This is a genomic window from Acidimicrobiia bacterium, assembly GCA_035948415.1.
Taxonomy (GTDB): Bacteria; Actinomycetota; Acidimicrobiia; order IMCC26256; family PALSA-555; genus PALSA-555.
The window spans coordinates 1-1,619 of sequence record DASZJD010000091.1; the positions used below are offsets into that span (position 1 = coordinate 1).

A 1,619-nucleotide genomic window follows, 5' to 3' on the forward strand; every position below is an offset into this window, starting at 1 on the left:
CCTGCTCTTCGACCCTCGCAACGCCGACGCCCCCCAGGAGATGTACGCCCAGCTGCGCTCGGAGGCACCGGTCACCCGCGTGACGGGCTACGACGGAATCCCGACCGTCTACGTGTCCCGCTACGAGGAGGTGATCTGGGCCCTGCGCCACCCCGAGGTGTTCTCGTCGGCGCCCGAGGCGGTCTCGATCGGCCAGGAGTACCCGCTGATCCCGTTGCAGGTCGACCCGCCGGACCACGCGAAGTACCGGCGCTTCCTCGACCCTGAGTTCTCCCCGAAGCGCATCGGGGAGCTCGACGCCGACGCGCGAGCGCTCGTGAACTCGATCATCGACCGATTCATCGATCGCGGGGGGTGCGACTTCCACGAGGAGTTCGCGACGCCGCTGCCGTCGGCCATCTTTCTCCGGCTCATGGGGTTGCCGCAGTCGGACCTCCCGACGTTCCTGCAGTGGCGCGATGACACCATCCGGCCGAAGGTGGCTCCGAACGATCTCGAAGGTGCACAGGCGATTCGCGAGCGCGCCGGCCACGACATCACGGCCTACTTCGACGCCGCCCTCGACGAGCAGCAGCGCGCACCTGGCGACGGGCTCCTGGCCCGCATCGCGAGCGCCGAGGTCGACGGCGCGCCGCTGCCCCGGGCGGAACAGCTCGGGATCTGTCACCTCATGCTGCTCGGCGGGCTGGACACCGTGACCGCGAGCCTGGACTGCGAGATCGTCTACCTGGCCCGCAACCCGGAGCACCGTCGCCGGCTCGTCGACCAGCCGTCGCTCACCGCCGGCGCGGTCGAGGAGCTGCTCCGCTGGGAGACCCCGGTGATGATGGTGGTCCGGGTCATCAAGCAGGATCACGAGCTCGCCGGCGTTGAGATGCACGCCGGTGACCACGCCGTGATCATGATCGGCGCCGCCAACCTCGACGACGAGTTCCCGGAGGCCTCGCGGGTCGACTTCGCCCGAGAGGCGAACCGTCACCTGGCGTTCGGGGCCGGCCCGCACCGCTGCCTCGGATCGCACCTGGCCCGCCTGGAGCAGCGGGTCGCGCTGGAGGAGTGGCACCGCCGCATCCCCGACTACCGGATCGCCGACGGGATCGAGATCCGCTGCTCGCCCGGGATCCGCCAGGCCGAGATCCTGCCGCTGGTCTGGAGCTGACCGGCCGCCTCAGCCGAGGAGCGCCGGCGCCAGGTCGCGCCAGGCCTGGCGGGGCCCGACCCGTGGGTCCGGCGCCGCCACGTGGACGCACACGTGGTCGGCACCGGCGTCGAGGTGGTCCCGGACCCGACGCGTGATGGCGGCCTCGTCGCCCCACGCCACGACGCCGTCGACGAGCCGGTCGCTGCCGATCCCGCCGACGTCCTCGGCCGTGAACCCGAGCCGTCGCAGGTTGCGCACGTAGTTCGGCAGCTGGAGGTAGATCGCGAGGTGCTGCCGGGCGACGGCGCGCGCTGAGCCCGCGTCGCGCTCGAGCACGACCGGCTGCTCGGGCGCGAGGACCGCGGCGGGGCCGAGGACGGACCGAGCCTCGGCCGTGTGCGCCGGCGTGACGAGGTAGGGGTGGGCGCCCGCGCTGCGGTCACGGGCCAGCCCGAGCATGCGCGGTCCGAGCGCGGCG

2 protein-coding genes are annotated in these 1,619 nt (G+C 72.5%); one reads left to right on the forward strand and one right to left on the reverse strand.

The genetic code is table 11. From position 1 onward, the window contains the following. Window positions 1-1,159 (forward strand): cytochrome P450 (locus tag VG869_12410; protein HEV3451995.1); only part of this gene is annotated, 1,159 nt, incomplete at its 5' end. 9 nt (window positions 1,160-1,168) lie between these two features. Here the strand turns inward: VG869_12410 and VG869_12415 are convergent. Beyond that, on the reverse strand, window positions 1,169-1,619 hold a 451-nt coding region (locus VG869_12415; protein HEV3451996.1), incomplete at its 5' end, for an LLM class F420-dependent oxidoreductase.